Raw genomic sequence first — 22820 nt, 5'->3', positions numbered from 1 at the left:
CTCGCCCTACTACAACTACCTGACTTCGCCCGACGACATCTACGTGTCGCCCCAGCAGGTGAAGCAGTTTGCCATGAAGCCCGGCGACACGGTGATTTGCACCATTAGGCCGCCGCGCGAAGGCGAAAAATACTTCGCCCTGGTGGGCGTGGACAGCATGAACGGCCGCACCGTGGAGGAAGTCCGCGACCGGGTGCCGTTCAGCCACCTCACCCCGCTTTTTGCCGACCAGCGCATGAAGCTGAGCACGAAATCGAGTCAAATCAGCACCCGCGTGCTGGACCTTTTCGCGCCCATCGGCAAGGGCCAGCGCGGCCTGATTGTGGCCCAGCCCAAAACCGGTAAAACGGTGCTGCTGCAGGAAGTGGCCAACGCCATTTCGGAAAACCACCCCGAGGTTTACCTGATGATTCTGCTCATCGATGAACGGCCGGAAGAAGTAACCGACATGGCCCGCACCGTGAAGGCCGAAGTCCTCAGCTCGACCTTTGACGAAACGGCCGACCGCCACGTAAAAATCGCCGAAATGGCTTTGGACAAGGCCCGTCGTTTGGTCGAATGCGGGCACGACGTGGTGATACTGCTCGATTCCATCACCCGGCTAGCGCGGGCCTATAACACGGTGCAGCCCAGCTCGTCGCGCATCCTCTCGGGTGGTATCGACGCGGGCGCGCTGCAAAAGCCCAAGCGCTTCTTTGGCGCGGCCCGGAACGTGGAAGGCGGCGGCTCACTCACCATCATCGCCACGGCCCTCATCGAAACCGGTTCCAAAATGGACGAGGTTATCTTCGAGGAATTCAAAGGCACCGGCAACATGGAGCTGCAGCTGGACCGCAAGCTGGCTAACAAGCGCGTGTTCCCGGCCATCGATATCCCGGCTTCCGGCACCCGCCGCGAAGACCTGCTGATGAGCAAGGACGAGCTGAGCCGCGTGTGGGTGCTCCGCAAGTTTATGGCCGATATGACTGCTACCGAGGCCATGGAATTCCTGAAGGACCGCATCAAAGGCACCAAGGACAACGAGGAATTCCTCATTTCCATGAACGGCTAAGCTCACCGGCTGGCAACTACCTGCTGACGCATAAAAGAAGGCGACCTTGGTTTAGGGTCGCCTTTTTTGTGTGGATGTGGGAGGTAATGCATTGCCTTCTTCTGCCCAGAGCGTAAGCCGCCGAGTGCTGACGCAGGTGTAAAGCATCGTTTTCAACGCACCAGTGATATGGCAACATGGCCCTGAAATGGCTCGCTACCGAGCCCGGTATTCCGACTAAAAAAGGCCGGAAAAAAGGTAATTCGGACTGATGAGTGCCTTGGAATTATTCAGTTATGTGAAATGCCAAATCCTCAGTTAAGTAAAGAGAAAAGCCCTTTGCATCACTGCATCGGGCTTTTCTTTATATCATAAATAATGATTAATAACCGGATATTTATAAATTGATGCGTATCAATCTGCTAGTATAGTACCCGGCAAACCAAGGGGCTGGTGAATAAATTCATCGGCAGTTCAAAGTTTCGTGAACGCCGGGGACTAATGAGGCAAAGGGCACTCCAAGGGCTATTTTTGCGGTGAATTAATTTGCTGCCAATGCTCCCCGAACCGACCGCTTACCTGCCCGAACTGCTCTACATCCACGACCCGCTGTGTGGCTGGTGCTACGGCATGAGCCCGGCTATCAACCAGGTGCAGCGTGAGTTTGCGGGCCGGGTCGAGGTGTCGGTACTGTGCGGGGGCATGGTGACCGGCGCCGATGCTGGCCCCATTGCAGAAGGCTGGGAATCCCTGGGCCCTTCCCTGGACGAGGTGGAAAAGGTCACGGGCGTGCATTTTGGGGCCGCTTTCAAAGCCCTGGGCGAGGCCGGGAGGTACGTTTACGACTCGGAGCCGCCGAGCCGGGCCATTGCCGCCTTCCGGCACATTACCCAGAACCCGGCCCGCGCCGTTGCCTTTGCTCACGCCGTGCAAACGGCTTTATTCCACGACGGGCACGACTTGAACAACCCGGCTACTTACGAACCTCTGCTGGCACCATTTGGCGTAGATGCCGCCGAGTTCGGGCGCCGTTGGGCGGCGCCCGAAACGGCCCGGGCCACCCAGCAGGAGTTTGCGGCCGTGGCGCGTATCGGTGTGCACGGCTTCCCAATGGCCGTGCTGCGGCTGGGCGAGCAGGGCTACGTGCTGGCCCGTGGCTACCAGCCCTACGAGCAATTGCGCGCAGGGCTGGAGCAGCTGCTACGGGAAGCAGCTAACGCGTAAAAAAGCCTTAACGCAGCCGTACGGTTTGTTTTTTTAGGGGCGACCACACAATCTGGCGGCGGTCTTCTTTGCCCTTCAGGTAGTCGAAGCGAATGGCGTCGGGGCGCTGCTGCAAGTCTTTCCAGGTAGCCTGGTCGAGGTTTTCAACCCCGCCAGGGAATGCTGCTTTGCGGTCGACGGCGGGTGTGTGGAACTGCGAGGGGAGAAAAAACCGGTCGATGCGCCGGAGCACGAATGCCTCGCGCTCGGCGCGGGTGGCGGTGGGCGTTTTCATCTCGTACACGAGGGCGGCTTCGAGGTCGGGCTCAGTCAGCATTTCGCGGAAAATGACTTGCCCGCCGGGGGCTGTGATGGTGAATTCGCCGGTGCCTTCCAGGATAGAGGGGCCCCGAAATACCAGCCGGAAAGTGTCGGCCGGGCCTTTGGAGTGGCTGAAATTGTGCTGCTGCCGCGCCACGCGCAGCGTATCGCTGGTCGCGGATACGGCTTTGGTGTGCGCCGTATCGGGCGGGGGCAGGGCGGTGGTATCCCGGGCAGGGCGGTCGGCCACGCGGGAAACGGTGCCTTCGTTAACTATCGAAGGCGTAGAATTACAGGCTGCCAGTAAAGGCAACAATGCGAGCCAATGGAGACGCATAATGAATAAGGGTTTGCAGGAGATTGAGCCAGTAATACGCGCTACTGATGCGTGGCGGCCCGAAAGTTACTGCTGCCCGCCCATTGCGCACACCCTAGCGCCACAGCAGCATGGCGATGAACGCCGCGCTCAGGCACAGCGACGACACTTGGTTCATGCGCATGGTGTGCTCAAAGTCGGCCGCGGCCTCGTCGTGCCACACCAGCCAGGCCCAGCGGCTGAACAAGGCCACTACCGGCCCCGTGGCCACCAGAAACAGCAGCAGCGGCCGAATTTCCTGCCGCAGCCAGTAGGCCAGTCCCAGCGCGGCCGCTCCCGCCAGCAGGCCAATGGCCGCGAAGATGAACGTGCCCCGAACGCCCAGCCGCAGGCTCAGGGTGCGGTCGCCGCGCCGGGCATCTTCCTCGTGCTGATAGACTTGCGTGAGCGGATAGGAACCGCACAAAAACAACGTGCTGACCAGGGCCAGCAGCAGGTTGGTTTTCTCAAAAAGCTGGGCCGCAGTAGCCCCTACGCCCAACTGCGTCATCAATAAGGTGAAAGCACCCTGAAAAATGACGACGACCAGCGTGCTCAGCAGTGGGTATTTTTTGAGGCGGATGCCTTCGTAGCTGTAGGCTTTTGAAATGAGCAGATACACGACCACCAGCCCGGCAAACACCCACGACAACAGCGCCGCACCCACCACCGCCAGCGCATCGAACAGCCACACCAGGTGCAGCAGTTCGGGCGTCACTTTGGGCGGGGCCTTCAGGCCGCCGATGCTGCCTTCGTCTTTGTCGTAATAAGAATTGTACCCGTTAGAGGCTGGGTAGGCCAACAGGTGCAGCACGATGAACACGCCCACTGCCCGCCACCCGCTCCAAGGTCCGCGCAACGCACTCAGCCCAAACCAGAACACCGGCATGAGGTAAATGGAAAACGGAATGCGCAGCAGCAGCAGCGCTTTTTTGTAGTCAGTGAGCAATTATCAGTGAGCCGTTAGCAAGTGGAGGCGTTGCGCAAAGGTGAGCAAAAGCGGCAAATAGAACAGTGGGCTGCTCACTGCTCATTGTTCACTGCCAACTGCTTTTCAATGGGCCAACCGATGAGATAGGTGACTTCGGGCCCCCACCAGTGGCGTTTTTTGCCCGCTTGCCAGGCAAAATGGCCCGTGGGGTCGGCGGCGTGGGCCAGGGCCAGCAACTCGGCGGGCGGGTACATGCGCAGGATGGACACGGTGCCGTCCCAGATAGTGCACAGCGGAATAATCGGAATCAAATAGGTGAACACCAGCCGGCTGAGCCGGAACGGCCGATACAGCGGCGTGAGCAGCAGCTGGGCCAGCGGGTTCAGCGTCCAGACCAACAGCAGCTCCGCCCAGTGCTTGCCCGCGCCCTCAAACACGCCGATGCCTGTGCCGGCCTGCACGGCGTCGCGCAGCAGGGCCGTGCAGGCATCGGGCGGGAAGTGGTGAAAAGCCGAAAAAATGGTGCGGAACCCGGCCAGGTGCGTTGGCACGGCCAGGGCATTCACCGAAGCGGGCTCGTAGCCGATGGCGCCGTGGGTGCGCCGGGCAATATCGGCCCAGGCGGTGGGCTGGGGGTAAAGGTCGGTGAGGGTGATGGTGGCATCGGGCTGGGCGTGGGTGCGCAGAGCGGCCAGCACGGTTTCGGTGCCGCCGCCCGCGCCCGCGCCCAATTCCAGTACGCGGGTTTGGCCGGTGCGGGCGAGGCCTTCGGCCAGCAGCGGCACGATGGGCCGGTAAATGCCCAGCGCCGAAATCATGAACCGCAAATAGTCCATCATCCCGGCCCGGATGACGGCCGGGAACCACGGCAAATCTTCAAACTCAAACAACCGAAGGCGGAGGCGCATGGCCCAAGGATACGCACAAACGGCATCGGCCGTCGATTTTTCCGGCAGAAGCCTGGCCGCTTAGTGCGCCAGCGTCTGCCGTATCGACCGGTTCCACCACATGTTGGCGAGGGCGGCGGCGGGTTTGAAGGCAACAGGCTTGGCCGCCGCCTGGGACCGATATAGCCAGGCCATCGCCAGCAGCGCCGCGCCCAGGTAGGGCCGCGAAAAGGAAAATAGGCTGTTGAGCGAACCGATGGGCAACCATTTCAGCAGCAAAAAATTGCCCAGGGCGAACACCAGCAGCCCCCCCGCAACGGCCACCACCCGGCACCGCCACCCGGTGCACACGCGCCGCGACAATATGAAGAAAGGAAAGGCCAGGGGAACGAAAGCCAGCGAAATCAGGGCCGCCATCAAGCCAATGATGAGGGGCACGGCGAAGTCCTCTGGGCTGTACGTACAGCACGGCTGCCGAAACAATCGCCGCTAGTAGACAGCCCCAGCCGCCTATCGCCATTATGCTTAATAGGTCAAATGTATTGGGCCCTAGTATTGTATAAGTAGTTGCATAAATGATGATTAGAAAAAAAAGGTTATGAATATTCCTGTCTGCATGAGGCGATACCAGTAGTCAGGGACGCGTAGCAGGTATGAGAAAGCGAAGTAAGCCATGGGAATGGCGAGCACCGATGCAGCGGCGGCAATAACGAGTATTATGGCCACGATGACGGCCGTGTCAGTGGACGACCGCGTGCTGTTGATGCCCTTCGAAGATTTTATCCATTGAAAAAGAAAATAATAGTGCAGTAGCAAATGTATCAACTCTTTTCTTCAACTTTGCATCACAAAGCACTTCGATACTTATGAAGCCCGCCGCATCTCCCGACCCGATTACCCAACTCACCGAAATCCGCGCCATCATGGAGCGCAGCTCGCGCTTTTTGTCGCTGTCGGGCCTGAGTGGGGTAGGGGCGGGCGTGGTGGCGCTGGCGGGCGTAGCGGTCGGCCATTTCTACCTGCAAAGCCACTACTCCGACGGCTACCTGCAACTCATGCAGGGCACGGCGCAGGAGCGGCGGGCGGCCCTGCCGTTTCTGCTGCTACTGGCGGGCGTGATGATTGGCCTGGCGCTGCTGGTGGCGTTTTATTTCACCCACCGCCGCACGCACAACGACGGTAAAAAATTATGGAGCGCCCCCGGCCGGCGGCTGGCCGTGGCGCTGGCGGTGCCGCTGGTAGCGGGCGGCCTGTTTTGCCTGCGCCTGTACCTGGGCGGCGATGCGGCCATGGTGGTGCCGGGCCTGTTGCTGTTCTACGGCCTGGCGCTGCTCAACGCCAGCAAGTACACCCTGGACGAAATCCGCTGGCTGGGCCTGACCCAGATTGGCCTGGGGCTGGTGGCCGTGCTGCATCCTGGCTGGGGCTTGCTTTACTTCGCGCTCGGCTTTGGCCTGGGCCACATCGGCTACGGGCTGCTGATGTACAACCGCTACGAGCGGCCGGGCGCGGCCGGCACGTCGGCCAAACCCGCAGTGTCCCCGTGAAGCACCTCATCCATACCCTCAACAAGGCCTTCGACCACCGCGTGCGGCTCGGGGTCATGGCCGTGCTGATGGCCAACGAATCGGTGAGCTTCAACGATTTAAAAGAAGTACTCGACCTGACCGATGGCAACCTCGCCAGCCATGTGGCCGCTCTGGAAAAAGCCGAATACGTACTGGTAAGCAAGCAATTTGTGGGCAAGAAGCCCAACACCACCTATACGGCCACCGCCGCCGGCAAGGTCGCGTTTCAGCAGCACCTCGCCACGTTGGAAAAGCTGCTGCGGCCCTGATTTTTTTGGAATAGAGCATTTGCTGCGTTCTTTTTTTGCCTTTATACTTTGTGTTTCAAAGTTCTTTAAAATGCACGTTAAACTCATTTTGCCGGCCCTTACCGAAGCCACCAGCCCGTACTGGCGGCCGATTAAGTATTCACTGTTCCCGCCGCTGGGGCTGGCCACGCTGGCGGCCTACCTGCCGGCTGACTGGGAGGCCGACCTGCAGGACGAGCACGTCGAAGCCCTGCGGCTGGACGACCAGCCCGACCTGGTCATCATTCAGGTCTACATCACCAACGCCTACCGCGCCTACGCCCTGGCCGACCACTACCGGGCCCGTGGCGCCTACGTGTGCCTGGGCGGCCTGCACGTCACGAGCCTGCCCGACGAGGCCGCGCCGCACGCCGACAGCATCTTTCTGGGGCCGGGCGAGGAGACGTTCCCTGGGTTTCTGGCCGACTGGCGGGCGGGCCGGGCGCGGCCGCGCTACGTGTCGGGGCCGGGGCGCACGCTGGCCGGCATTCCGCCCATCCGGCGCGAGCTGATTAAGCGCGAGCGCTACCTCGTGCCCAACTCCATTGTGGTGACGCGGGGCTGCCCGCACCACTGCGATTTCTGCTACAAAGATGCCTTTTTTCAGGGCGGCAAGTCTTTCTACACCCAAACCGTGGACGAGGCCCTGGCCGAAATCAATCGGCTACCGGGCCGCCACCTGTATTTTCTTGACGACCATTTGCTGGGCCACACCCGCTTTGCGGCCGAACTGTTTGCGGGCATGCGCGGCATGGGGCGGCTGTTTCAGGGCGCGGCCACCGTCGACAGCATCCTACGGGATAATGGCTTGCTGGAAAAAGCTGCCCAGGCGGGCCTGCGGAGCCTGTTTGTGGGGTTTGAAACGCTGAGCCCGGTCAACCTGAAAGCCAGCAACAAGCCCCAAAACCTGGGCCGTGACTACGCGGCTGCCATCCGCCGGCTCCACGACTTAGGCATTATGGTGAACGGCAGCTTCGTGTTCGGGCTCGACGACGACCGGCCCGACGTGTTTCGGCGCACCGTGGACTGGGCCGTGGGCCAAGGCATTACCACGGCCACGTTCCACATTGCCACGCCCTACCCCGGCACAGCCCTGTTCCAGCGCATGGAGGCCGAAAACCGCCTGCTGCACCGCCGCTGGAACGAGTACGACACCCGCACCGTGGTGTGCCGGCCCGGCCCGCACCTCACCGCCCGCCAGCTTAAGGATGGCTACGACCAGGCCTACCGCGATTTTTACTCCTGGGCCAACATCACCAAAGCCAGCCTGGTGCACGACACGTTGCGGCACCAACTCAAGCATTTCGCCTACGCCGGCGGGTGGAAAAAATTTGAGCCGCTCTGGAATTTCGTCATCAAATCGCGCCACCTCGACTCGATGCGCCCGCTGCTCGAAGCCATTCTGAGCAAGGTGCGGGGCACTTCGGCCCCGGCCAATTCACCTTCGGCACCGACCCGGGCCCCCGCCAGCGACGATAGTTTCCTGCCGTTACCCGTGCTCACGCGCTAACCAGCGTCACCGCTTCCCGGCCGCTCAAAAACCCATCAATCATCCAACATATTTTTCAATGAACCCCGTCATTCCCTTGTCCGACGATGCGGACGCCGCGCCGTTCTCAGCCACTAATGCTGCGGCGGTTACCCCGCTTTCCACGGCTCAAAAAATACTCCTGCCGTTGGGCATGGTGCTATTCGATTGGCTTTTCTGGCGTGAAAAAGGCGGCGTAAACATGCTGGTGTTCAGTATTTTTGTGGTAGTAGCGCAGCTGGTGGTGCTGCCGCGCCATGCGGCCGTGCGCCGCTCCGGCTATTTTTGGCTGATGGTGGCCGGTAGCCTGTTTGGCGGGGCAATGATGGCCGTGTATGGCTCCGGCGCAGCGGCGCTGGCCTGCGTGGGCTCGGTGCTGATGCTGCTGGGCTACGTGAACCAGCCTCACCTGAAGCTGGTGCTGTACGCGCTGCTGACGGCGGTGGGCAGCGTGATGCAGGCCGGCCTGCGGGCGGTGCGGAGCATTCGGCCGCCGCGCCACACCGGCGTGGGCGTGCGCCGGGGCTGGTTCTACGGGCGCCTGCTGCTGGTGCCGCTGGGCATTCTGGGGGCGTTCCACCTGCTGTTTGCGGTGGCCAACCCGCGCTACGATGCCCTGAGCGGCCGGGCGCTGGCGGTGCTGGGCGACTGGCTGGCGCGGCTGCTGCCGGACATTTCCTTCGCACACCTCCTGTTTTTCACGCTGGGTTTTCTGGTTACGGCCGGGGTGGTGGTGGCGGTGCCCGTGCATTATTTTGCCGACCACGAATCGCATTTTGGCGAGTTCATCCGGCGGCAGCGGGATGGAGTGGCCTCATTTGGCGTGCGCCGGCCCGATTTCCGCTGGAAAACCGTGCGAGCGCTCGATTTGCGCAAGGAGTTTATCGCCGCCGTGGCCGTGTTCGGGCTGGTGAATGGGCTGCTGCTGCTCGTGAATGCCATCGACATCAATTGGTTGTGGTTTGGCTTCGTGCCGGCGCTAGGGTTCGACCTGACCCAGTTTGTGCACGAAGGCACCTATGTGCTCATCTTCAGTATTTTGCTGGCGATGGGCATCGTGCTGTGGTTCTTCCGCCGCAACCTGAATTTTTACGCGCCCGGCCTGCCCGTGCTGCGCTGGGGCGCCACGGTGTGGGTGCTGCAAAACGCCGTGCTGGCCACCTCGGTGGGATTGCGCAACTACTATTACATCCTGCACTGCGGCCTGGCCTACAAACGCATAGGTGTGTATTTCTTCCTGCTGCTCACGTTTTTTGGCCTGGCCACGGTGCTGCTCAAAATATGGCAGCGGCGCTCGGCCTACAGCCTCATCCGCCTCAATTCGCTGGCTGTCTATGCCGTAATGCTCCTGCTGGCGGCTGGCAATTGGGAGGTCTGGATTGCGGAGTATAACCTTCAGCCGCGCTTCGCCAGCATCGACATCGGTTTCCTGCTCAACATGCCTGACCGGGTTCTGCCCACGCTGGTGGCCCGCCGCGCCGTGCTCAACCGCACCGCGCAGCTCACCGTGGAGGCCGAATACGGCGGCGGCCAGCGCATCGACGCTGCCGAGGCCCAGCATCGCCTCGACGTTGCCCTGGGGGCTTTCAAAGCCCGCAACGCAGCTTATACCGATTGGCAGGGCCGCACCTGGGCCGATTGGCAAACGCAGCAGGCACTGCGCTAGCCGCTGAAGCTTTCGTGCGCCTCAACGGGCCCGCATTAGCCCATCCCCTTATCAGTACCTCGAAAAACCATCCCATGACTTCCCTTCCTCCCTTTTTCCTCACATTTCTCGGCGTCCTGTTCTGCTTCGGCGACGTGGCCGCGCTGGGCTTTTTGCTCACCTGGCAGGAGCGGGCCGCCACGCCCTCCCTGCGGTGGCGCCGGCTGGTGCGCGGGGTGCTGCCGGCCACGGTGGTCTTGCTGGGCCTATTGCTGCTGGCCCTCACCCAACTCATGCTGCTATGGGCGCGGCAGTAATCGGCACCAATAGCGTGGCAAAGCTGAAACCAGTCCGGATTGGGGACCACCCGTGTTGTCCAACGCCCAATCGTTTTTGATAGAAAAAATAGGCTCTTGGGGAGAAATTGATTCTGCGCATTTGCAGGCTTTATTTATGCATTCATCATATTATCAATGCATAACATGCGAAAGCGGGGTGGGGGCGACGAATCGAAATAATGACTAATCCAAGTTTATTGGTTAGTTTGGCAGCCCGTTGGGCTTCCCAGAGTGAGAAAGGCCCGTGACGGTTCCACACTTGTTTTCTTTTTATGGCCCGAACGCTGCTCCTCATTGTGCTTGCCATCGCGCTGTTGCTGGAACTGGCGCTCACGGGTGGGGCCTTTTTCGCGCCGGCGCTCACCCTCACGCAGTTTGGCGTAAAATACGGGCCGGATACTACGTTCCTGGCTTACATTGTGGGGTGGCTGCTGCTGTTTGTGTCATTGGTGACGGCCGTGGCCGTGGGGCAGGTGTGGCAGCGCCGGCCCAGCTACGCTACCTGGTGCTACCTCTTGGGCCTGTGGTGGATAGGCATTGGCATCGGAATTTATTATGCCTTTGGCAAGCCCGACAATTTGTTGCTGGATTCCGTAAAAGGATTATTTATTGTGGTGCTTACCTGGCGTTGCCAGGCTACTCGCATGATGACGCGCCGGTACTAGCGGTTAATCAGTATATTGGCGGTACTTTGGCTCCTTAGTTCCCGTCCGCGCTATGCCCACTTCTCACCTTCACCCGCAGTCAGTTGTTCCAAAACTCTCGCGCCTGGGCCGTGGGCTGGCTGGGGCGCAGGTGCTCAAGGAAACGATGAGCATTGTCTTTTTGGGCTTGCCGCTGGTGAAAGAGGAGCCGTTGGTGCTGCTCTCGGCGCTGCCGGGCGTGATTCTTTATCTGCTGCACTGGCAACTGGTGCTGGGCCGGGCCGGGCGCATTTTTGCCGCCATGGTGTGGGCCTTCACCCTGGTTGATGAGCTGTGGGGCTTGTTTCTGTTCAAAGAGCTGGAATCGCCCACGCGGGGCCAAATCCGCATGCTGCACTGGAGCTATTTCCTGGGCCTGGGTATTATCCTGCTGGCCTTGGGCGAGTTGGGCTGGCGCTGGCAGCGCCATCGGGCCAAAGCGCGCCGCAATGTGCACCACCACGCCTTGCTCTCGGCCCGCTCGCGCCGCTAGCGGCGGGCGGCCATTCGGGCCGCAATTTTGCCGCCGGGCGGTTTCGCCTGACCTTTTGGGGCGGGGGGCTGGTATATTTGCCCCTCTTCGTGACGGAGCAGTACCTCCGTTTCCCACCCGCTGCCCTGCATGGCTGACCTCAAACCGCCACTTTCTGCCTCTTCTTCGGGCTCAAAACCAAAGGCAACACGCCGACGCTGGCCGTTGCGGCTGGCCAGCTGGGCCTGGGTCCTGTTTGGTCTCGTGGTTATTTTGTTTCTGGTGTACCCGTTTCTGGTGAGCACCAATTTCATGTTCCTCTTTGGCAAGTCGCCCAGCCTGTCGGACCTGGAGAACCCCAAAGTCGAGCAGGCCTCGGAGCTATACACTTCCGACGGGGTATTAATTGGTAAGTATTTCCGGGAAAACCGCTCGCCGGTGCCACTCAGCAAGATGTCGTCCTTGCTGATTAAAGCGCTGATTGCCACCGAAGACGTGCGCTACTACGAGCATTCGGGCATCGACCTGACGGCCGTGCTCGGCGGCTTCTATGCTTCGTTGCGCGGCGAGAAGCGCGGCGGCTCCACCATCAGCCAGCAGCTGGCCAAAAACCTCTACAAAATCCGGCGCCAGCAAAGCCGGGGCGGGCTGGGATACATCCCAGTGGTGAGCACCATTGTGGCCAAAACCAAGGAATGGCTGACCGCCGTGGAGCTGGAAAAACGCTACACGAAGGAGGAAATTCTGCGGATGTACCTCAATACCGTGGAGTACGGCTCCAGCGCATTTGGCATCAAAGTCGCGGCCAAAACCTTCTTCAATACCTCGCCCGACAGCCTCCGGCCCGAGCAGGCGGCCATGCTGGTGGGCGTGCTCAACAACCCCACGGCCTACAACCCGCGCTTCCACCCGGCCGCCGCCCTGCGCCGCCGCAACGTGGTGCTCGACCGCATGGCCCAGGCCAATGTGCTGCCCGCTGCCGAAATAAAGGCCCTCAAAGCCACGCCGATTGTGCTCGATTACCACGTTGAGCGGCACATCGACGGGCCGGATACCTACTTCCGCAGCGCCATCAGCCAGTTTGTGGACGCGTGGTGCGACAGCACGGGCCACGACATGTACCGCGATGGCCTGAAAATCTACCTTACCATCGATTCGCGCATGCAGGCCCACGCCGAGGAGGCCCTGCACGAGCGCATGAAAGCCTTGCAGCGTCAGTTCGACAGCTTCTGGAAGAACAAGGGCAAGGACCCGTGGGTGGACGACCACGGCGACGAGATTCCCGACTTCATCGAAACCCAGATGAAGCGCACCGAGAGCTACAAAACCCTCGCCAACCACTACCGAAACCAGCCCCAGCGCCTCGATTCGGCCCTGCACGCCAAACGGCCGATGAAGGTATTCACCTGGAAGCACGACGACAACGACACCACGCTCGTGATGTCGCCGCTCGATTCGCTGGCCTATTACAAGCACTTTCTGCAGTCGGGCATGATGTGCATGGACCCCTTCACCGGCCACATCAAGGCCTGGGTGGGCGGGCTTGACTACCGCTTTTTTCAGTACGACCACGTGAAGCAGGGCAAGCGCCAGGCCGGCTCCACGTTCAAGCCCTTCGTCTACCTCACGGCCCTCGACAACGGCTACTCGCCCTGCGACCGCATCCGCGACCAGCGCGTGACCATCAAATACGTCGAAAACGGCAAGCCCATGGAGTGGCAGCCCGACAACGTGACCCGCGAATACACCGGCATCAACATGACGCTGCGCCACGCCATGGCCCGCTCCGTGAACTCCGTGACGGCCCAATTGACGGAGAAAGTGGGCTGGGAAAACGTGGCCAAATACGCCCACAAAGTCGGCATCACCTCGCCACTTTTGCCCGTGCCCAGCATCGGCCTCGGCTCGGCCGGCGACGTGAGCGTGTACGAAATGGTGGACGCCTACAGCACGTTCATGAACACCGGCTTCCGCTCCGACCCGCGCCTCGTGACGCGCATTGAGGACCGCAACGGCAACGTCATCAAGCAATTCGACCCGGTGCAGCACCGCGCCATCCCGGCCGAAACTGCCTGGCTGATGACCTACATGCTGCGCGGCGGCATGGAAGAGCCGGGAGGAACTTCCCAGGCCCTGTGGGACTACGACCTCTGGCACAACGACAACCAAATCGGCGGCAAAACCGGCACCACCTCCAACTACTCCGACGGCTGGTACATGGGCATGACCAAGGACCTGATGACCGGCGTGTGGGTGGGCGGCGAGGACCGCAGCATCCACTTCACCGGCTCGCAGCAGGGCGAGGGCGGCCGCACGGCTCTGCCCATTTTCGGCAAGTTCATGGAGAAGATTTACAAGGATAAAGACCTGGGCTACACCCCCGGCCACTTTCCGGCCGCCTCAGTCAAAATCGTGAAGAAATATAACTGCGTCTCGCCCGAGGAGCCGCGCCGCCGCGCCGAAGCCGTGGACACCATCGCCGCCGATAACCTGCTGGAGCAAATGAACAGCGGGGGCGGCGTGCCGGATAGTGTGAAGGGCGGGCGCTAATGGATACCCAACTGCCTCCGGAAGTCATTGTGTAGCCCCCAGAGCTCTGCAATTGGCACCGCTTTCCGGCTGTCCTTATTCAGGTTTTTTCCTTCTGTGGTGAATGGAAAAGGGTAGCAGCCGATGCCTTGGGTACCATCGATTTTTGCTACTTCCTGCTGCCAGCCTTTCCACCGCATTCCGTCATAAAACTCATCCAGATTGCCGGAAAAGCAGAAAATCAGGAAATCGGAGTAGCCAAAATCAAGCGGTTCCCATTTCAGATTCTCGGGCGCGAGGTAGTAGATTTTGCCGATGGAAGCCTGCCCAAAGGCGCCGCCGTTAAGGGCAAAAAAGCCGCCGAGGACGTCATCTGCCACGAGGAGCAGCCCATCCTGCTTGCCTTTATTCCAGCCCATGAGGTCTCGGTTCAGGGCCGTCGAGCCGGAGCCCAAGATGCGGAGCCAGCCATCGGCTACGGTAATTCCGCCGGTTTCATAAACGACTGCTCCCATTGGCGACCGGGTCGTGACCTGCGCGGCGAGCAACGCACTATCGGCTCGCGCTGGGTTTTTGGGCAGCACTGTCACCTTATTTTTTGCCGCCTTAATCCAAGTCTGGACCAAGACCCAGCCGGGGTCTTGTTTGTTGATTAGCTCCGTTAGCGGACGCATTTTCATAGGTTGGGCACAAAGCAAGGGTGCTTTGAAGATGAGCAAAGCCAGAGTTCCGATTCCAATAAAGCGCATGGACCAAAGGTAGCTCACGTACCATCGGATGCCCAGCCGGAGCCATCGGATGACTTACGGGACCATCGGCTGGCTTGCCTAAGTAGTTTTACCCCGCCCCGTACAGGGCCTCCAGTGCCCCGCGCAGCTCCGGGTACTCATACGTGAAGCCCTGCGCCAGCACCTTACGGGCGCTCACGTTCTGCGAAGCCAGCACGATTTCGCTCATCTCGCCCATGGCCAGCTTCAGGCCGAAGGCCGGCACCTTGGGCAGAATCAACGGCCGGTGCAGCACCTCGGCCAGCACTTCGGTGAAGGCCTGGTTGGTGGCCGGGTAGGGGGCCACCGCGTTGTAGGTACCGTGCCAGGCCGGGTCTTCCAGCATGGCCATGAAGAGGCGGCACAGGTCGTCGAGGTGAATCCAGGACATGTACTGCTTGCCGCTGCCCAGCGCGGCGCCCGCGCCCAGCTTCACCGGCCGCGCAATCTGGGGCAGGGCCCCGCCCTCGGTGCTCAGCACAATGCCGATGCGGGGCACCACCGTGCGAATTCCCAGCGCGGCAATGGGCTCCGCCGCCAGCTCCCACTGGTGGGCCACATCGGCCAGGAAATCGTGCGTGGGCAGGCCGGGTGGCGTTTCTTCAGTGAGCAGCGTGTCGGCCGTATCGCCGTACACGCCAATGGCCGAGGCCGAAACAAACGCCTGCACATGATGGCCGGACTTGGCCAGTTCGCGACGCAGAAGCGCGAGGCCGCCCAGCCGGCTGGTCATAATGTCGCGCTTGCGCTCGTCGGTCCACTTGCCATCGCTCACGCTGGCCCCGGCCAAGTTCACGATGTAATCGGCATACGGCACGGCCGCTTCGTCAATCGTGCCCGCCTGCGGGTCCCAGCGGAAGCTGCGGAAGTGGCTGCTTTTGGTAGGCTCCCGGCTCAGCAAGGCCACTTCGTAGCCACTGTCAATCAGCAGTTCGGCCAGGCGGGTGCCAATGAGGCCGGTGCCGCCGGTGATGAGGACTTTGCGGGGAGAATTATCGGTCATGGGGGCGTTATCAGTTATTGGGTGGTCAGCTGGCCGGTTGGTTGATGCCGTTGTCGCCCGCCAACCGACAACGAATAAAACGAATAACTGGCAACTCCGGCATTATTTCCCAATCTGCCGCAGAAACTCCCGCCGCAGGGCCTCGTCCGTCGCAAAACGGCCGCCGTACTCGCTGGTCAGCGTCGAGCTGCTGGTATCGTTCACGCCCCGGCTCATCACGCACAGGTGGTCGGCTTCGATAAGCACGGCCACGTCGTCGGTACCCAGGCTCTGTTTCAGCTCTTCGGCAATCTGGCGGGTGAGGCGCTCCTGCACCTGGGGGCGGCGGGCGTAGTACTGCACCACGCGGTTGAGCTTGCTCAGGCCCACTACGTGGTCGGCGGGCAGGTAGGCCACGTGGGCTTTGCCAATAATGGGCACAAAATGGTGCTCGCAGCACGAAAACAGCGTGATGTCGCGCTCCACCAGCAGCTGGTGGTACCCGTAGCGGTTGTCGAACATGCGCACCTCCGGCCGGTTCTTCGGGTCGAGGCCCTTGAACCATTCCTGCACGTACATTTTGGCCACACGGCGGGGCGTGCCGGCCAGGCTGTCATCGGTCAGGTCAAGGCCCAACTCACGCATAATGGCCTCAAAATGGCCGCTGATGGCCGTAATTTTTTCTTCGTCAGCGTGTGCGAAGGCGTCGTCGCGAAGCGGCGTGCGCAGGCCCGTGGGCAGGTGGGCGTCGGTGGCCGGAACCAGTCCGGAAGGGTTATCCATGGTATTCGACAAAGTTACGGTCCGTCTCGTGGAGCGTGACCGAAAGGGCGAGGGTGGCGTCCAGGTGGGGGCGCAGCCGCTGCCAGATGATGACGGCAATATTTTCGGCCGTGGGGTTCAGCGACTGGAATTCTTCCGTGTCCAGGTTGAGATTGCGGTGGTCGTAGCGGTCCAGTATTTCGTGTTTGATGAGGTCGCTCAGGCGCTTCATGTCGTATACGTACCCGGTTTCGGGGTCTACGGTCCCGGTGAGGCGCACGGTTAAGTTATAGTTATGGCCGTGGTAGTTTGGGTTGTTGCACTTGCCAAACACGCGGTGGTTTTGGTCGGCGCTCCAGGTAGGATTATGAAGGCGGTGAGCGGCGTTGAAATGCTCGGTGCGGCAAATGGTAACTTGCATAGGCGCCTACAACCCGCGTCGGGCAGGCTTTGTTGCGCTCATCACTGAGCAACCACCAGCCTCAATAGTTTTGTAGAAACTAAAAAAGCAATAATATAATTAAAGCAACAAAAATGGCATAATTCTAAAAAAAGTAGTGCCCGAAAGAATTTGGATAGAATAAAGACCCTAAATTTGAAAAGCCAGACAACGGTACTCCCACCAAAAGTCTTTTGCCCGACCATTTTTAAAGCTCTCATAAGTTATTATTACCATGAAACGAAGCCTACTCATCTTAGTCCTGTTATGTTTGGCTACGCTGGGCGTTTATGCTCAGAAATCCCCTGTGGATGAGGCCGATAAGTCTATTAATAGCATCCCGCGTAAAGGGCAGCAGGTCAGCATGCAGCTCGACAATCGCCGGGTGGAAGCCGCGTGGCTCAAGCAGCTTGGCGACAAGTTTGGCAGCAAGCTGAAAAACAACAAAGGCGTCCTGACGCTCGACGGTGTGGTGATTGATGAAATTGCACCCAACCCCATCCGCGTTATCAGCAAGGTGGACGCTACGCCCACCGGCACCACCGTGTGGTGGAGCATCGACCTCGGCAATGCCTACCTCGGCAAAGACGCTACGCCCGTCCAATGGAAGTCGGCCGAGAAGTACCTGAAAGACTTCGCCCGCATGATGTACCGCGAAGACCTGGTGTCGCAAATCTCGGAAGCCGAGCGCGCCCTGGTCGCCTCGCAGAACAACCACATGGCGGTGATTGACAAAGCCAACACCATCAAGAAGGACATCGAAAAGAACAAGGCGCGCAAAATTGAAATCCAGCAAATGCTGGCTGCCAACGCCGCCGAGCTTCAGCAATTCAACAACCTCATCGACGCGAACCTGAAAGAGCAGGAAGCCGCCCGGGGCGACATCGTGAACATGCGTGTCGCGCTGGAGGCCGTAAAAGACCGCATGAACAAGATTGAGTAAGCTGCGCTGAAGTCCACTTCTGTTGCAATAAAAGGCCCCGCCCGTACCGGCGGGGCTTTTTGTTTGGGCCGGTTTGCCAACCCCACTAAGCTAAACTACGTTGGCAGGAATGGCGGTGCTAGTATCCGCCACTCATTGCCCAATAAAGCCCCACCCATGGAAAAGACAGAAGTTCAGAACCAAGTGCATTTGGACAGCGCCATTCACCTCCTCACCGGCGACCTGACGCAGGAAGCCGACCGCGCCGGCCTCGACAACCAGTTGCAACGGTGGATTGAGGACCTGAAAGCCGCCAATAACCCCGCGTTTCACCAAGTAGTAGTTGACTTGCAGTCGCTAAAAGCACACTTTGGCAGCGGTACGCTTGATGTTGACATCATTGCGCCGCTGCTGGCCCGCATGGGTACCAATACCTCCCAGGCTGCCAGCTTTGCCGAAGGCAACACCGCACCCCGCGTAGCCAAGCTAGGCGAAGTGCTGACGGCTGTGGCCCAGCAGCTGAAAGGCGGTGCCGCCACGCCCGATGGTACCGTGCCGCAGGACATGTCTTCGCACGACTAAGCAGCGCTGGGTCTGCGGTTCGTAGCCGCACCCAAACCTAAAAAAGCCGGCCCCACGCGTGGGGCCGGCTTTTTATATGAACACAACCTTGCGGTTGCAGCAGTGCTGCTTAAGCGGCGGTAGCCTTGGGAGCCTTGGCTACCACGTTCAGGCGACGCTCCTTGATACGGGAAGCTTTGCCCGACAGGCCGCGCAGGTAGAACAGACGGGCACGACGTACTTTACCGCGACGGATAACCTCGATTTTATCGATGTTAGGCGACAGCAGGGGGAAGATACGCTCGGTGCCGATTTGGTTAGAAATCTTGCGAACCGTGAAGGTTTCACCGTTCGAGCTGGGGTTGCGGCGCTGCAGCACCACGCCCTGGAACTGCTGGATGCGCTCCTTGTTGCCCTCGCGGATTTTCACGTGCACGTTAATCGTGTCGCCGGCGGCGAACTGGGGGAAGCTGGCGCGGCGCTCCTGCGATTCGGCCTGGATAAAGTCAAGTAGTACGCTCATGGCTGGGGAAATGCGAAAGACGGCGCCGCCGTCGGGATTGTATATTTTACGAAACGGAGCGCAAAGATAGCGCTTTTGGTTGAGGATAGCAAGTCATTTGTAGAACACGCGTTAGCTTGTTCACTGATTTGCTGTTGATTCGAAAGAAGAGCAAGCGAAAGCGTGTTCTAACCCAATAAATCGGGCCGGCGGACTTGCGTGCGGGCCAGTGCCTGGTCGTGCCGCCACTCTTCAATCTTGGGAGTATTGCCGGACAGCAGGATTTCCGGCACGGCCTGCCCGCGCCATTCCGCCGGGCGGGTGTACACGGGCGGGGCCAGCAAATCATCCTGGAAAGAATCGGACAGCGCCGATTCCTCGTTGCCGAGCACGCCGGGCAGCAGCCGCACCACGGCATCGACGAGGATGGCCGCGCCCAACTCGCCGCCGCTCAGCACGTAGTCGCCCACGCTGATTTCGTGGGTGATGTAGGTCTGGCGAATGCGCTCATCGATGCCCTTGTAGTGGCCGCAGAGCACGATGATGTTCTGGAACAGCGATAGCCGGTTGGCCAGCGGCTGGCGCAGGGTTTCGCCGTCGGGCGTGAGGTAGATAACGGCGTCGTAGGTCCGCTGCGCCTGCAACTCGTCCATCCAGGCCGCAATGGGCTCCACGCGCAGCACCATGCCGGCGCCGCCGCCAAACACGTAGTCGTCAATCTGGCCATGCTTGTTGATGGCATGCTGGCGCAGGTCGTGGACGTGGATTTCGGCCAGGCCTTTATCCTGCGCCCGCTTCACAATGGAATGAGCGAAAGGGCTGACCAGCAATTCGGGCAGGCAGGTGAGGATGTCTATGCGAAGCACGGATGTAGACGAATTGGACGGATTTCACGGATTATTGGCTGCGCTGATGGCCGGGGAAAGCGGCCGGCTTTAGGCTTCGTCTAATCCGTCAGCCTCGTCCTGCTGGCGGGTAGAGGGCTTGAGGTACACGTCGAGCAGGCCGTCGGGTAGGTTCACGTAAATCTCCTTCTTCTTGTGGTCGGCGTGGCTTACCAGCTCATCCACTACCGGAATCAGGACTTCCTGGCCTTGGTAGCGCATGGCCAGCATGTCCTGCTGGGGCAGCTCGTAGAAGTTTTCCACGGTGCCCAGCTCGCCCAGGTTTTCATCAACGACGGTGAAGCCGATGACGTCGTGAAAGTAGAATTGGTCGTCTTCCAGCTCGGGCAGCTGGGTTAGGGGCAGGTGCAGCTGCGAGCCGCGCAGGGGCTCGGCCTCCTCGATGCGGTCGATGCCGCGCAGCTTCAGCAGCACGCGGTTGGCGGCCTGGGGCTGCACTTTCTCTACCTCGTGGGCCACCAGCTTGGTCGGTGCTCCGGCAAGGGTGAGGTACACCGTTTTGAGCTTGGCGTAGGCCGTGGCGTCGTCCACGTCGAAGTGAGCCACGACGTGGCCGCGCAGGCCGTGGGTTTTGATGATGTAACCGAGCTGATAGGTTTCGTCGAGAGTCATGGCGGGGGAGGGGGAACGAAAAAGAGTTTGGGGGTTGCCAGCCGGTCCGGCTCACAACTCCCAAACTCTTTCGGTTTTCAGAAACCTAAAAATTACTCGGCAGCAGCTTCGGTAGCTTCGGCGGCCGGAGCCTCAGTGGCTTCTTCGGCGGCCGGAGCGGGCGTGTTGGCTGCCAGCAAAGCGGCTGCTTTCTGACGCTGGGATTCCGAACGAGCTTCTTTTACTTTGGTTTCGGCGGCGAAAGCAGCTTTGCGGGCCTCTTCCTTCGCATCAACCAAGCCAGTGCGCTTGCCTTCGATTTTGGCGTCTTTTTCGTCTTTCCAAGCGCTGAAACGCTCGTCGGCAACATCTTGCGTGATGGCACCTTTGTCAACACCCAACTGGAGGTGACGACGGTAGAGCACGCCGCGGTAGCTGAGCATGGCCCGAACGGTGTCGGTGGGCTGGGCACCGGTCATCATCCAGTAAAACGCCCGGTCGGCGTCGTATTTGATGGTGGCGGGGTTGGTGTTGGGGTTGTAGGTACCGAGTTTCTCGATGAAACGGCCATCGCGGGGAGCGCGGGCGTCAGCTACTACGATGTCGTAAGTCGCGGCCTTTTTGCGGCCACGGCGGGCGAGGCGGATTTTAACTGCCATAAACCGGTGGGGTTGTGCGACGGAGCTCGTCCGTCTGGTGAGGGTTTCCCGAAATTGGGAGTGCAAAGGTAGCGCTTGTTCAGAGAATTAGCTAACCCGGAAACGAAAAAAGCCCTGGCGATACTGCCAAGGCTGTTCGTTTTGAGACGAGGTATGCACTACGCCGCAACAGCTTCACGCTTGGGCTTCGCTAGCTTGGAAATCGCGTTCAGGTTCATGTTTTTGCGCTTCACTTTGATGATGCCGACCTTGTCCAAGCCCCAAATAGCCACGTAGGTTGGGTCGAATTCCCACCACTTCACGCCGAAATTTACCCGCATGGGCAGCTTGTGGTGGTTGTTCTGAAACAGCTCGCCGAAGGCCAGGAAATCCAGGGCCAGGGTGTTCTTGGACTTGTCGTGGTTGTCGAAGTTCTGGTAGCCGTATTTATGGCCGCCCCAGTTCACAATGGCCCCGTGGATGGGGCCCATCAGGAAGTGGATGGGCAATAGTAGGTACTGCCACCACGCCGTGGCGAAGTTAATGTAGAACAGCACGTAAGCCGTGCCCCAGCCCAGGCGGGAGTACACCGTGCCGCCGAATTTATCGAGCCATTTCCACTCCGGAATGTCGCCTTCAAAACGCTTGGCACCCTCGTGCACATCGTTCACCACGTCGTTGTAAATCACCTTGGTCTTCCACATCATGTCGAACGCGTTGTTCGAGAAATGCGGCGAGTGCGGGTCCAGCTCGGTGTCGGAATAGGCGTGGTGCATGCGGTGCAGCAGCGCGTAGGCCCGCGGCGAGAGGAAGCTGCTGCCCTGGCAGATGTAGGTGAACAGGAAGAAGAACTTCTCCCAGAACTTATTCATCGTAAACATTTTGTGCGCCGCGTAGCGGTGCAAATAAAATGTCTGGGTGAACAGCGATAAATAATAGTGGGCAACGAAAAAAATGAGAATAGCCATAGGAACGTGTAAACCAGCACTGCCCGCACAAGCAAAAAGCCACGGCTAAGGTTCAGGGGAGGTAACGCAAAATTACGCCCAGCCTGTGTGCAGGTAGGGATTTTGGTGCAGGAAGGCCAAAATCTTGCACACCCTGCGCCGGACTGCCGGGCTTACTTGTAGTACGCTCGGGCGGCGTCCCAGTGCGGGGCATCGGGCAGGGGCGCCACGAAGGTCATTTGCTCCCTCGTGACGGGGTGCTGCAGCTGCAGCTGGCGGGCATGCAGGGCAATGCTGACGTCGGGCAGGGGCGCGATGAAGCCATACTTGACATCGCCCACGATGGGCGTGCCGAGGCCGGTGGCCAGCTGGGCCCGAATCTGGTGCGGGCGGCCGGTCACGGGGTTTACCTGGAGCAGGTAGCGGTTGCCGGCCATGCCCAGCAATTCGTAGTGCAACTCGGAGCGCAGGCCCTGGCTGTGGGTTGTGGGGTAGGCTTTGGTGACGTTGCGGACGGTGTCCTTCACCAGCCAGTGCACCAGGGTGCCGTTTTCGGGCACGGGCGGGCGGCCGGTGAGGGCCCAGTAGGTTTTGGTCATCTGGCCGTCGCGGAACATTTCGTTGAGGCGGCTGAGGGCTTTGCTGGTTTTGGCCAGCACCACGATGCCGCTCACGGGCCGGTCGATGCGATGAGCCACGCCGATGAAGGCTTCGCCGGGCTTCTTGTACTTGAAGCGAAGGTACTCGGCGGCTTTCTTGGAGAGGGGCTCGTCGCCGGTGGCGTCGCCCTGCACGAGCAGGCCGGCGGGCTTGTTGATGACGAGGAGGTGGTTGTCTTCAAACAGAATTTCTCTGCCTTCGGACCAGATATTGGGTCGATTCACGCGGCGGGTGCGGGCGGGATATGGGTATCAGCAGGAGCGGGCCAGGGCCCCTCGGGGGCTTCCGCACGTCATCAGACCACACTCACCGGGCGCTCCGCTCTTGCTATTGTTGGGACGAAGATACGAAGCTGAACCGAAGCGGA

General features: G+C 60.2%; 26 protein-coding genes. 12 read left to right on the top strand and 14 right to left on the bottom strand.

Annotated features, from left to right (window positions below):
• Together rho and J4G38_RS19700 are read left to right on the top strand one after the other, a co-directional pair.
• A partial coding sequence (rho, locus tag J4G38_RS19705; RefSeq protein ID WP_226163581.1) for a transcription termination factor Rho occupies positions 1-1051 on the top strand: 1051 nt, incomplete at its 5' end.
• Between the two features lie 534 nt (positions 1052-1585).
• On the top strand, positions 1586-2254 hold the full coding sequence (locus J4G38_RS19700; RefSeq protein ID WP_210520507.1) for a DsbA family protein: 669 nt from the start codon (positions 1586-1588) through the stop codon (positions 2252-2254).
• Positions 2255-2261: 7 nt separating this feature from the next.
• On the opposite strand, the gene J4G38_RS19695 is transcribed toward J4G38_RS19700, so the two are convergent.
• From J4G38_RS19695 to J4G38_RS19680, 4 genes are all read right to left on the bottom strand, one after another.
• Positions 2262-2804, bottom strand: a complete 543-nt coding sequence (locus J4G38_RS19695) for a hypothetical protein (RefSeq protein ID WP_210520510.1) — start codon at positions 2802-2804, stop codon at positions 2262-2264.
• Between the two features lie 181 nt (positions 2805-2985).
• Positions 2986-3858, bottom strand: coding sequence for a UbiA family prenyltransferase (locus J4G38_RS19690; protein ID WP_226163579.1), 873 nt, complete (start codon positions 3856-3858; stop codon positions 2986-2988).
• 74 nt (positions 3859-3932) lie between these two features.
• The gene (locus J4G38_RS19685; RefSeq protein ID WP_210520512.1) at positions 3933-4748 is read right to left on the bottom strand and encodes a class I SAM-dependent methyltransferase; all 816 of its coding nucleotides are present in this window, start codon (positions 4746-4748) and stop codon (positions 3933-3935) included.
• A gap of 60 nt (positions 4749-4808) precedes the next feature.
• On the bottom strand, positions 4809-5165 hold the full coding sequence (locus J4G38_RS19680) for a hypothetical protein (RefSeq protein ID WP_210520514.1): 357 nt from the start codon (positions 5163-5165) through the stop codon (positions 4809-4811).
• A gap of 428 nt (positions 5166-5593) precedes the next feature.
• On the opposite strand from J4G38_RS19680, the gene J4G38_RS19675 reads away from it, so the two are divergent.
• The 8 genes from J4G38_RS19675 (at position 5594) to J4G38_RS19640 (ending at position 13798) form a co-directional block, all read left to right on the top strand.
• Positions 5594-6274, top strand: a complete 681-nt coding sequence (locus tag J4G38_RS19675) for a hypothetical protein (protein WP_210520517.1) — start codon at positions 5594-5596, stop codon at positions 6272-6274.
• Positions 6271-6564: a winged helix-turn-helix domain-containing protein gene (locus tag J4G38_RS19670; RefSeq protein WP_210520518.1), complete on the top strand. Its 294-nt coding sequence runs from the start codon at positions 6271-6273 to the stop codon at positions 6562-6564. Before J4G38_RS19675 ends, J4G38_RS19670 begins: the two co-directional genes overlap by 4 nt.
• Before the next feature lie 70 nt (positions 6565-6634).
• Positions 6635-8092: a B12-binding domain-containing radical SAM protein gene (locus J4G38_RS19665; RefSeq protein ID WP_210520520.1), complete on the top strand. Its 1458-nt coding sequence runs from the start codon at positions 6635-6637 to the stop codon at positions 8090-8092.
• 58 nt (positions 8093-8150) lie between these two features.
• Positions 8151-9776: a DUF4153 domain-containing protein gene (locus J4G38_RS19660; protein WP_210520522.1), complete on the top strand. Its 1626-nt coding sequence runs from the start codon at positions 8151-8153 to the stop codon at positions 9774-9776.
• Positions 9777-9850: 74 nt separating this feature from the next.
• Entirely contained in the window at positions 9851-10072 is a 222-nt protein-coding gene (locus J4G38_RS19655; RefSeq protein WP_210520523.1) for a hypothetical protein, read from the top strand.
• A 293-nt stretch (positions 10073-10365) separates the two neighbouring features.
• The gene (locus J4G38_RS19650) at positions 10366-10758 is read left to right on the top strand and encodes a hypothetical protein (protein ID WP_210520525.1); all 393 of its coding nucleotides are present in this window, start codon (positions 10366-10368) and stop codon (positions 10756-10758) included.
• Between the two features lie 52 nt (positions 10759-10810).
• Positions 10811-11269, top strand: coding sequence for a hypothetical protein (locus J4G38_RS19645; protein ID WP_210520526.1), 459 nt, complete (start codon positions 10811-10813; stop codon positions 11267-11269).
• 129 nt (positions 11270-11398) lie between these two features.
• On the top strand, positions 11399-13798 hold the full coding sequence (locus J4G38_RS19640) for a transglycosylase domain-containing protein (protein ID WP_226163577.1): 2400 nt from the start codon (positions 11399-11401) through the stop codon (positions 13796-13798).
• Here the strand turns inward: J4G38_RS19640 and J4G38_RS19635 are convergent.
• The 4 genes from J4G38_RS19635 to J4G38_RS19620 form a co-directional block, all read right to left on the bottom strand.
• Entirely contained in the window at positions 13795-14526 is a 732-nt protein-coding gene (locus J4G38_RS19635; protein ID WP_210520528.1) for a DUF2625 domain-containing protein, read from the bottom strand. The genes J4G38_RS19640 and J4G38_RS19635 overlap by 4 nt on opposite strands.
• Before the next feature lie 88 nt (positions 14527-14614).
• Entirely contained in the window at positions 14615-15547 is a 933-nt protein-coding gene (locus J4G38_RS19630; protein ID WP_210520529.1) for a TIGR01777 family oxidoreductase, read from the bottom strand.
• A gap of 102 nt (positions 15548-15649) precedes the next feature.
• Positions 15650-16309, bottom strand: coding sequence for a GTP cyclohydrolase I FolE (gene folE / locus J4G38_RS19625; RefSeq protein ID WP_210520531.1), 660 nt, complete (start codon positions 16307-16309; stop codon positions 15650-15652).
• On the bottom strand, positions 16302-16709 hold the full coding sequence (locus tag J4G38_RS19620; RefSeq protein WP_210520533.1) for a 6-pyruvoyl trahydropterin synthase family protein: 408 nt from the start codon (positions 16707-16709) through the stop codon (positions 16302-16304). Before J4G38_RS19620 ends, folE begins: the two co-directional genes overlap by 8 nt.
• 253 nt (positions 16710-16962) lie before the next feature.
• On the opposite strand from J4G38_RS19620, the gene J4G38_RS19615 reads away from it, so the two are divergent.
• Entirely contained in the window at positions 16963-17670 is a 708-nt protein-coding gene (locus tag J4G38_RS19615) for a hypothetical protein (protein ID WP_210520534.1), read from the top strand.
• Between the two features lie 156 nt (positions 17671-17826).
• Positions 17827-18231 carry a hypothetical protein gene (locus J4G38_RS19610; RefSeq protein WP_210520536.1) on the top strand — a complete coding sequence of 135 codons (405 nt, stop codon included), beginning with the start codon at positions 17827-17829 and terminating at the stop codon, positions 18229-18231.
• Positions 18232-18340: 109 nt separating this feature from the next.
• Here J4G38_RS19610 and rplS read toward each other — a convergent pair whose 3' ends face one another.
• The 6 genes from rplS to J4G38_RS19580 all read right to left on the bottom strand — a co-directional run bounded on the left by rplS (position 18341) and on the right by J4G38_RS19580 (position 22677).
• On the bottom strand, positions 18341-18733 hold the full coding sequence (rplS, locus tag J4G38_RS19605) for a 50S ribosomal protein L19 (protein ID WP_210520538.1): 393 nt from the start codon (positions 18731-18733) through the stop codon (positions 18341-18343).
• Positions 18734-18900: 167 nt separating this feature from the next.
• Positions 18901-19578 (bottom strand): tRNA (guanosine(37)-N1)-methyltransferase TrmD, encoded by a 678-nt coding sequence (gene trmD / locus J4G38_RS19600; RefSeq protein WP_210520539.1) that lies wholly within the window; start codon positions 19576-19578, stop codon positions 18901-18903.
• A 69-nt stretch (positions 19579-19647) separates the two neighbouring features.
• Positions 19648-20229 (bottom strand): ribosome maturation factor RimM, encoded by a 582-nt coding sequence (gene rimM / locus J4G38_RS19595; RefSeq protein ID WP_210520541.1) that lies wholly within the window; start codon positions 20227-20229, stop codon positions 19648-19650.
• A 92-nt stretch (positions 20230-20321) separates the two neighbouring features.
• On the bottom strand, positions 20322-20867 hold the full coding sequence (locus J4G38_RS19590; RefSeq protein ID WP_210520543.1) for a 30S ribosomal protein S16: 546 nt from the start codon (positions 20865-20867) through the stop codon (positions 20322-20324).
• Positions 20868-21025: 158 nt separating this feature from the next.
• Positions 21026-21814: an acyl-CoA desaturase gene (locus J4G38_RS19585; protein WP_210520544.1), complete on the bottom strand. Its 789-nt coding sequence runs from the start codon at positions 21812-21814 to the stop codon at positions 21026-21028.
• 152 nt (positions 21815-21966) lie between these two features.
• Complete coding sequence (locus J4G38_RS19580) at positions 21967-22677, bottom strand: RluA family pseudouridine synthase (protein WP_210520546.1); 711 nt, start codon at positions 22675-22677, stop codon at positions 21967-21969.
• Positions 22678-22820 lie beyond the last annotated feature (143 nt).

Source organism: Hymenobacter terricola (assembly GCF_017921975.2).
In the GTDB taxonomy this organism is placed as follows: Bacteria; Bacteroidota; Bacteroidia; order Cytophagales; family Hymenobacteraceae; genus Hymenobacter; species Hymenobacter terricola.
Note: the sequence above shows the minus strand (reverse complement) of the source record. Positions and strands in the feature narration are given on the sequence as shown.